The sequence below is a fragment of the Salinibacterium sp. genome (assembly GCF_031364185.1).
Lineage (GTDB): Bacteria > Actinomycetota > Actinomycetes > Actinomycetales > Microbacteriaceae > Rhodoglobus.
Genome location: NZ_JANLVV010000100.1, coordinates 1 through 8,590, shown reverse-complemented (window position 1 = coordinate 8,590; position 8,590 = coordinate 1). Strand labels below are relative to the sequence as shown.

The following is an 8,590-nucleotide window of genomic DNA, read 5'->3' as shown; positions in this document are numbered from 1 at the left end:
CTCGCCGCGGCAATGAGGGCTGGGCGTTCGTCGGCGTCGCCGCGTTCCTGGTGCTCGGCGCGGCATCCATCTTCGCCGCCGTCTTCCCCGTTGTGCTGCCCTCGACCATCGATTCGGCGTTCGACCTGACGGTGACCAATGCTTCCAGCGGCGAGTACACCCTCGGCGTGATGAGCGTCGTCACCGCCATCGGGCTGCCGCTCGTGTTCGTTTACCAGGGGTACACCTACTGGGTGTTCCGCCGTCGCCTCGCCGAAACGCACCTGCCCGAGGCCCATGTCGTGTCGCCGGCGGTCGCCTCGCGATGAGACGAACCTTTGCTTTCGGCGTGCTCGCGTCGCTGAAGGCTGCGGCGCTGATCGCCATGGCCGAGGCGCTCTCACGCGGCATTGTCTCGATTATCGCGGGCAATAATGGGTGGCGGGATGCCCTCACTCTCGGTCTCGGTGCGGCCCTGCTGCGCGCGCTCATCACCTGGGCTGCGCAGGCCTACGCCACTCGGGCGGCGATTGGCGCCAAGGAGAGACTGCGCCATGACCTGGCCACCCGGCTGCTAGCCGGTAGCGATGTCGGAACGGGCTCCGCGACAGCGGTCGGAACAGTGGGCCTCGACCAGCTCGACAACTACTACCGCACGGCGCTGCCCGCGGTGGTGACCGCGGCAACCATTCCGCTGCTCATCGGCGCGCGGATCCTGTTCGCCGACTGGGTGAGCGCGCTGGTCATCGTCGTCACGGTGCCGCTGGTGCCGATCTTCATGGCACTGGTCGGCCTGCACACCCGCGAGCGGGCGGATGCGGCATCCACCACCCTGCAGCGACTTTCGGACCACCTGGTCGAGCTCGCCCGCGGGCTGCCGGTGCTCGTCGGGCTCGGCCGGATCGACGAACAGTCCGAGTCCCTGCGGCGGGTGTCGACCGAGCATCGCGCGACGACGATGCTCACCCTGCGTACCGCGTTCCTGTCGTCGCTGGTGCTTGAGATCATCTCGACCATTTCGGTCGCGGTCGTCGCGGTGTTCGTGGGGCTGAGGCTCGTGAACGGCGACCTGCCGCTCGCGGTCGGGCTCGTCGCGCTCATCCTCGCGCCGGAATGCTTCGCGCCCTTCCGCGAGCTGGGCTCCGCATTCCACGCCTCGCAGGATGGCCTGGCGGCCCAGCGGCGTGCACAGGAGATCATTTCCTCCCCGGTGCCCACCGACGTGCGTTTGCCCAGTGCCACGATTCGCGTCGAAGGGCTCGTCGTGCGGTACGCAGACCGGACGGGTGCCGCCGTCGACGGGCTCCACTTCGTGCTCGACCGCGGCTCGATCACGTCGATCGAAGGCCCGAGCGGCGCCGGAAAGTCGACGGTGCTCGGGGTGCTGGCGGGCATCGTGCCAGCGGACGACGGCATGGTCACGGGTATCGATCCGCTGCGAGTGGCGTGGGCGCCGCAGCATCCCCGCACCGTGGCGGCGACCGTGCGCGACGAGATTGCGCTCTACTGCCGCGACCCGTCCGACGTGACCCGGGCCCTCTCCCAGCTCGGGCTCAACGCGGTGGCGAACGACGATCCCGAGCGGCTGAGCCCCGGAGAGTTGCGCAGGGTCGGCGTCGCGCGAGCACTCGTGCGCGTGGCATCCGGAGCAGACATCATGCTGCTGGATGAGCCCACCGCCCACCTCGGCCCCGCCCACGCGCAGCAGGTCGAGCGGGCCATAGAGGCGCTGCGCGGCACGGTCACCATTGTGTTCGCCTCCCACGAGAGCGGGATGACGCGGCTCGCCGACCGGCAGGTGCTGCTGGGCATCCAGGGCGGATCGCGTGGTGCTGCCTCGGCCTCGCTGCCCTCCACTGTGGCCTCGAGCGTTCTGCCGAGCGTTCATGCCCCCTCCGGAATATTCACCGAACTCCTCGCGTTCCTGCGGCCCACCCTCGGGCGCACCGTCGCCGCCATCGCCCTCGGAACGGGAGCCGCGATCTTCGCCGTCGCCCTCACCGCGCTCTCGGGCTGGCTGATCGTCCGCGCCAGCGAACAACCTCCGATCATGTATCTCACCGTTGCCATCGTCGGAGTGCGCTTCCTCGGACTCGGACGTGCGGTGCTGCGCTACAGCGAGCGGCTGCTCACCCACGACGCCGTGCTCGGGTCGGTGACCGGGCTTCGGCAGCGGCTCTGGGCAGGGCTCGCCGCCACGGGAGTCGCATCCCGATCGGTCGCCACCGGAGCCAACGCGATCGACCTGCTCGTCGCCTCCGCCGACCGCGTGCGCGACCTCGTGCCGCGCGTGGTGCTGCCCGCCAGCGTCGCCGTCACCACGGCCGCCGCCGCCGTCATCGCCGTCGCCGCGCTGCACTCCCCAGCGGTGCCCGTCGTGCTCGTCGCCATCACCGCGAGCCTCATCGTGGCACCGTTCGTCGCCGCCCTCGCCGACCGCTCCGCCGCACGCGGAATCGCCGCCGTGCAGAGCGCGGTGGTGCGCCAGTTCAGCGCCATGGTCGGCGCGGCCCCCGACCTGCGCGCCAACGGCATCGGCGGCCGGATGCTCGCCACACTCGACGCGCTCGATACCACCGCCGGGAGCCACGCGCGCCGCGGGGCCGCAGCACTCGGGCTCGGCAACGGCATCGTCGTGCTCTCCTGCGGCGCCGCATCCATGATGGTGCTGCCCGCCACGGCGGCCGCCGCTGCCGCCGGAACGCTGCCCGGCGCCATCGTCGCCGTGCTCGTACTGCTGCCGATTGCCCTCATCGAACCGCTCACCGGCATGGTCGAGGCCGTGCAACAGTGGCCAGCCCTGGCGGCGGCGCTCGCGAAAGTGCGCACCGTCACCGCGGCCCGCGCCGCCGCCACCGGAACGCTGCCCCTCGGCCCCATCGAGACGGTGGAGCTGCGCGGGCTGGTCGTCGGCTGGGGCGGCGCTGATTCCCGGGACTCGGCGGGCTTCGGTCCGGTCACCGCCACAGCATCCCGCGGCGAGTGGATCGTCGCCGAAGGGCCGTCGGGCTCCGGCAAGTCGACCATGCTCGCGACGCTCATGGGCTTTCTGCCGGCGGCATCCGGAACCGTCCTGATCAATGGTGTGGATGCCACCACCCTCGACCCCGCAAGCCTCAGGTCGCGCATCTCCTGGTGCCCCCAGGAGGCCCACCTGTTCGACTCGACCATCCGCGGAAACCTGCTGCTCGCCCGGAGCCGGGATGACCGCCCCACCGAAACAGAGATGCTGGACGCACTGCACATCGCCGGCCTGACACCACTCATCGACGCGCTGCCACGCGGCCTCGACACCCCCACCGGCTCCCTGGGCAACCGCCTCTCCGGCGGTGAGCGCCAACGGCTCGCGGTCGCGCGGATGCTCCTCACCCGATCCGACCTCGTGCTGCTGGATGAACCGACCGCCCACCTCGACGCCACCACCGCCGAGCGGCTCATGCTGGCCCTGCGCGCCGCCCTCGCCGACCGCATTGTCGTGCTCGTCAGCCACCACCCGGACGAGCGGCTCCCCGGGGATGCCACCGCCGAACTCGGCCGACCCCTCGCGGCAGCCACCGCGTAGCCACAGCCGGCCACGCCGCCCACTCCTCCGGCTTCTCCTCCACTTCGTCGACGCCCCTCCCCTCCCACCTTCCCCTTCCCCTCGACGCCCCGCCTCCGCGCGCCAGTTGCCTGCCTCGGAAGCTGTTTGCGCCCGTTGCCCTCCGGTCACCTCACATCGAGAGTGCGCAAACTGTTGCTACCTTGCGGGCCATAGCAACATTTTGCGCACTCTCGATCTGCCGCGGGCGGGCGAATCGACCGGAGCTGCGCCGCATCCAGCCCTGCTGCATCAAGCGCGGGCGTCATCGAGAACGCCACTTCTGCTGCCTCCGCGGCGGTTTAGGCAGCAAAAGTGGAGGTCTCGGTGCACGGGCGCGAGAGGGCGAACCTGCGGGAGTGTGCGTGCTTGCGAGCGTGCGTGCGGGCGGGCGGGCGTGCGTGCGTGCTTGCGAGCGGGCGTGCGTGCGTGCGTGCGTGCGTGCTTGCGAGCGCGAGCGGCTGCGGCGCTCGTGCACCACGCGGCTGCCCCTCGCGGCAGCGCGGCCACCGATGCACGACGCGGCAGCACGACGCGGCAGCGGTACAGCACCGCACCCCAGCCACCCCAACTGCTACGTCAGCGCGGCGGGTACCCCAACTGTGTGCGCGCCGCGTCGATAGTCTCCAGCATGGCGATGCTCATGGCCAGTGGATGCTCCGGCGCCTCGGTAAGCCCGTCCGAGACGTGTTGCGCCACCGCGGCCGCCTGCCACGCCAACCCGTCGCGCCAGAATCCGTGCCCGTGGTCGTCACGCCAGTCGAGGCGCTCGCCATCTGAGCCGTGGAGTGTGAACCCGGCCGGGGTGATGAACATCGGCTCGACCTCGACGCGGGCCAGGGTTCCGGAGATCGTCGCGCCGTTGCGGGTGTTGGCGGTCATGGTGGCGACGGCGAGTGCCTGCGCGCCATCGGGGTACTCGAGGGTGAGTGCCGCCTGCACGTCGACCCCGGTCGATCCGAGCGAGCCTGAGGCGTGCACGGCATCCGGAACTCCCAGGGCGAAGTGGCTGAACCACACCGGGTAGACGCCGAGGTCGAGCAGCGCACCGCCGCCCAGCGCCGGGTTGTAGAGGCGGTGTTCGGCGCCGAAGTCGAACCTGAATCCGAGTTCGGCGGTAATCAGGCGCACCTCGCCGAGCACACCGTCATCCAGCAGCTGCCTGATGACGGTGGATTGCGGCAGGAATCTGGTCCACAGTGCTTCCATGGCGAACACGCCGGCGGCGTTGGCGGCGGCGGCGATCTCGCGCGCCTCGGCTGCGCTGAGCGCGATCGGCTTCTCGACCAAGACATGCTTGCCCGCAGCGATCGCGAGCATGGCGAGGTCGCGGTGCTCGCTGTGAGGTGCTGAGACGTACACGATGTCGATGGTGGGATCATCGACGAGGGCGCGATACGACCCATATGACCCCGGGATGCCGTGGCGGGCCGCGAAGGCATCGGCGCGTTCCTGGGAGCGCGACCCGACCCCGAGCATCCGTTGGTCGCTGTTCGCGTGCAGCGTGGTGACAAAATCGTCCGCGATGCCGCCGGGACCGAGTACGCCCCAGTTCAGCGTGGGGCCGCCCCTCAGCGGCGTGGCGGTCGAGGAGGGCAACGTGGCAGGAAACAAACTCATGGGTTGAATCTAATGGGCCACGACGCTCGATGGTCTTGGTCGGCGGCGCCGGATGCTGTTCAATGGCTCCTGAGGCCCGATGTCGTTGCCGACCACCGATCCCATCGAATAACAGCATCAGGAAAGCGAACCGTTGGCCGACACGCTACCTCCCCTGGACGGCATCCGTGGCGTGCTTTTCGATCTCGACGGCGTACTTACTCCGACGACCGACGTGCACATGGCGGCCTGGGCCCGGCTGTTCGAGCCGTATCTGGCGGCGCATCGTGTCGAGCCGTACACACAGCAGGACTACTTCGACTTCATCGACGGCAAGCCACGATACGACGGGGTGCGCTCGATGCTCGCCGCCCGTGGCATCGATGTGCCCGACGGCACGCCGACTGATGACCCCTCGGCAGACACGGTATGCGGGCTCGGCAACCGCAAGAACGAGACGGTCAGCCGGGTGCTGGAGGAGGAAGGAGTGGCGCCGTATCCCGGCTCCATCCTGTTCCTCGATGCGATCACACGCGCGGGCCTGCAGGTGGCCGTCGTCTCCAGCTCACGCAATGCGCCCGCAGTCCTCGACGCTGCCGGAATTGCCGATCGCTTCACGGTTGTCGTCGATGGAATGGTGGCGGCGGCAGAGGGTCTTCCGGGCAAGCCGGCACCAGACACCTATCTGCATGCGGCAAAGCTGCTGGGGCTGACCGCCGCCGACTGCGCCGTCGTCGAAGATGCCCATTCCGGCGTCCAGGCCGGACGGACGGGCGATTTCGGCCTCGTGCTCGGGGTCGACCGCGGTGCTGGCGCGCGTCAACTGCTCGACTCCGGGGCGGATCTCGTCGTCGATGACCTCCAGGACATGCTGCCCCTCACCTCCTACCCTGCTGGAGCTCGCTCGTGAGCATCCTGAATGCCGGCGACCCGCTCGACCGCCTCCGCTTCCCCGTCGACGAGTGGGCACTGGTCGAGACCACCCCGAGCAGCGACGACATGGGCAGCACCGAGACGCTCTTCACTGTCGGCAACGGTTACGTCGGCATGCGCGGCAACATGGATGAGGGTCGCGCCGGCCAGATGCACGGCACCTTCATCAACGGCCTGCACGAGACCTGGCCGATCCGGCACGCCGAGGAGGCGTTCGGGTTTGCGCGCGTCGGCCAGACGATCGTCAATGTTCCGGATGCCAAGATCATCCGTCTCTACGTCGACGACGAGCCGTTCATACTGCCCGAAGCCGACGTGCTCGAGTTCAACCGCCGGCTCGACTTCCGCGACGGGGCCCTCACGCGGTGCGTGCTGTGGCGCACGCCGTCCGGCAAGAAGGTGATGGTGGAATCCCGGCGCATGGTCTCGTTCGTGGACCGCCACCTCGGGGTGATCGTCTACGACGTGACAGTGCTCGACTCCGACGCATCCATCGCCATTTCGAGCCAGCTGTTCAACCGCCAGGACGGCATCGACGAGTTCGACCAGCCGCCCGTCGAGTTCGACGGCGGCAGGGCTGCCGGCAAGGCGGGGTTCGACCCCCGCCAGGCGGAATCGCTCTCCGAACGGGTGCTGCAGCCAAGGCTGAAGCGTGCCGTCGGCAGCCGATACACGCTCGGGTATCGCTGCACCAACTCGGGCATGACCGTCGTTGCCGGTATCGACCACACCATCGATACCGATAACGAGTGGGAGCAACTTACCTCGCTGACCGATGATCTCGCCAAGCACGTTTACGAGGTCAAAGCGAAGGCCGGACGGCGCATTCGCGTGGTGAAGACCGTCAGCTATCACAGCTCTCGTGGCGTGCCCACCCGGGAACTGGCCGACCGCAGCGACCGCACCCTTGATCGTGCGGCATCGGAAGGGTACGAGCAGGCGGCGAAGCATCAGCGAGAGTGGCTCGACGCATACTGGGCCAGGACCGACGTCGAGGTGCACGGCCAGCCGGTGGTGCAGCAGGCCGTGCGGTGGAACCTGTTCCAGCTGGCCCAGGCCTCGGCCCGAGCCGACGGCCAGGGCATCGCCGCGAAGGGCGTGAGCGGCACCGGGTACGGCGGTCACTACTTCTGGGATACCGAGATTTTCGTGCTTCCCGTACTGACCTACACGTCGCCGATTGCCGCCAGGAATGCCCTGAGATTTCGCCATTCGATCCTCGAGCACGCGCGAGTGCGAGCGAGCGAACTCAACCAACTGGGGGCACTGTTTCCCTGGCGCACGATCAGCGGAGAGGAGTCATCCGCCTACTATGCGGCGGGCACCGCCCAGTACCATATCGATGCCGACATCGCCTTCGCGCTCACCCAGTATGTAGCGGCCACCGGTGACACCGACTTCCTCACCAGGGGCGCGGTCGACATCCTCGTTGAGACCGCCCGCATGTGGGCCGACCTGGGGTTTTGGCGCTCCAACGGTGGCGACCGATTCCACATCCACGGCGTGACCGGCCCCGACGAATACACCACGGTGGTCAACGACAACCTCTACACGAACGTCATGGCCAGGGCCAACCTGCGCTCGGCTGCTCTCGTGGTGGAGGCACTGCGTGAGCGCGCTCCGGTCGACCACGAGCATATGGTGGCGCGGCTATCGCTTGAGCAGGCGGAGGTGGATGAGTGGATGGCGGCGGCCGAGGCCATGTTCATTCCGTTCGACGACGCCCTGGGCATCCACCCTCAGGATGCCCAGTTTCTCGAGAAGGAACTGTGGGATCTCTCGAAGACCGGGCCCGAACAGCGCCCGCTGCTGCTGCACTATCACCCGCTCGTGATCTATCGCTTCCAGGTGATCAAGCAGGCGGATGTGGTGCTCGCGCTGCTGCTGCAGGGAGACAAGTTCACGGCGGAAGAGAAGCGTTCAGACTTCGACTACTACGACCCGCTGACGACCGGCGACTCCACACTGTCTGCCGTGGTGCAGTCGATTATCGCGGCCGAGGTCGGCTACAGCGAGCTCGCCCTGAAGTACTTCATGGACGGCCTGTTTGTCGACCTCGCTGACCTTCACAAGAATTCGGCCGATGGCGTGCACATCGCCTCCACCGGCGGCATGTGGAGCGCACTCGCGTTCGGCTTCGGCGGACTTCGCGACCACGAAGGCAGATTCACCGTCGACCCGCGGTTGCCCGAGAGTTGGCGTGGTCTCAGCTATCGGGTCACCATCTTCGCAACTCGAGTGCGCATCGACGTCTCGCAGGCAGAGGTCACCTTCACCGTTGAGGAGGGCACGTCGGTGCCGTTTGCTGTGCGCGGCGTTGACATCGTCGTGGCATCCGGAGCCCCGGTGACCGTTGCCCTGGAGCACCACGGCGATCGACTCTCCGGAGCCCCGAGCACAAGCGACGTCGAAGGCACCCTTCGTGCCGACGGCAGCATCATCACCGCATCGGTTCCTCTGAGCTGGTTGCCGGTGTCGGAGGAGCACGGCGAGTAGGGC

At 68.4% G+C, this 8,590-nt stretch carries 5 protein-coding genes; 4 read left to right on the top strand and 1 reads right to left on the bottom strand.

Annotated features, from left to right (window positions below):
- The coding region (locus RMN95_RS04830; protein ID WP_309615820.1) for a cytochrome d ubiquinol oxidase subunit II at positions 1 to 308 on the top strand (308 nt) is incomplete at its 5' end.
- Entirely contained in the window at positions 305 to 3,541 is a 3,237-nt protein-coding gene (gene cydC / locus RMN95_RS04825) for a thiol reductant ABC exporter subunit CydC (RefSeq protein ID WP_309615819.1), read from the top strand. The genes RMN95_RS04830 and cydC, both read left to right, overlap by 4 nt.
- Positions 3,542 to 4,138: 597 nt before the next feature.
- On the opposite strand, the gene RMN95_RS04820 is transcribed toward cydC, so the two are convergent.
- On the bottom strand, positions 4,139 to 5,179 hold the full coding sequence (locus RMN95_RS04820; protein WP_309615818.1) for a Gfo/Idh/MocA family oxidoreductase: 1,041 nt from the start codon (positions 5,177 to 5,179) through the stop codon (positions 4,139 to 4,141).
- Positions 5,180 to 5,312: 133 nt separating this feature from the next.
- Between RMN95_RS04820 and RMN95_RS04815 the strand changes: the two genes are divergently transcribed.
- Positions 5,313 to 6,068 carry a beta-phosphoglucomutase family hydrolase gene (locus tag RMN95_RS04815; protein ID WP_309615817.1) on the top strand — a complete coding sequence of 252 codons (756 nt, stop codon included), beginning with the start codon at positions 5,313 to 5,315 and terminating at the stop codon, positions 6,066 to 6,068.
- Entirely contained in the window at positions 6,065 to 8,587 is a 2,523-nt protein-coding gene (locus tag RMN95_RS04810) for a glycosyl hydrolase family 65 protein (protein ID WP_309615816.1), read from the top strand. The genes RMN95_RS04815 and RMN95_RS04810 overlap by 4 nt, the downstream gene beginning before the upstream one ends.
- Positions 8,588 to 8,590 lie beyond the last annotated feature (3 nt).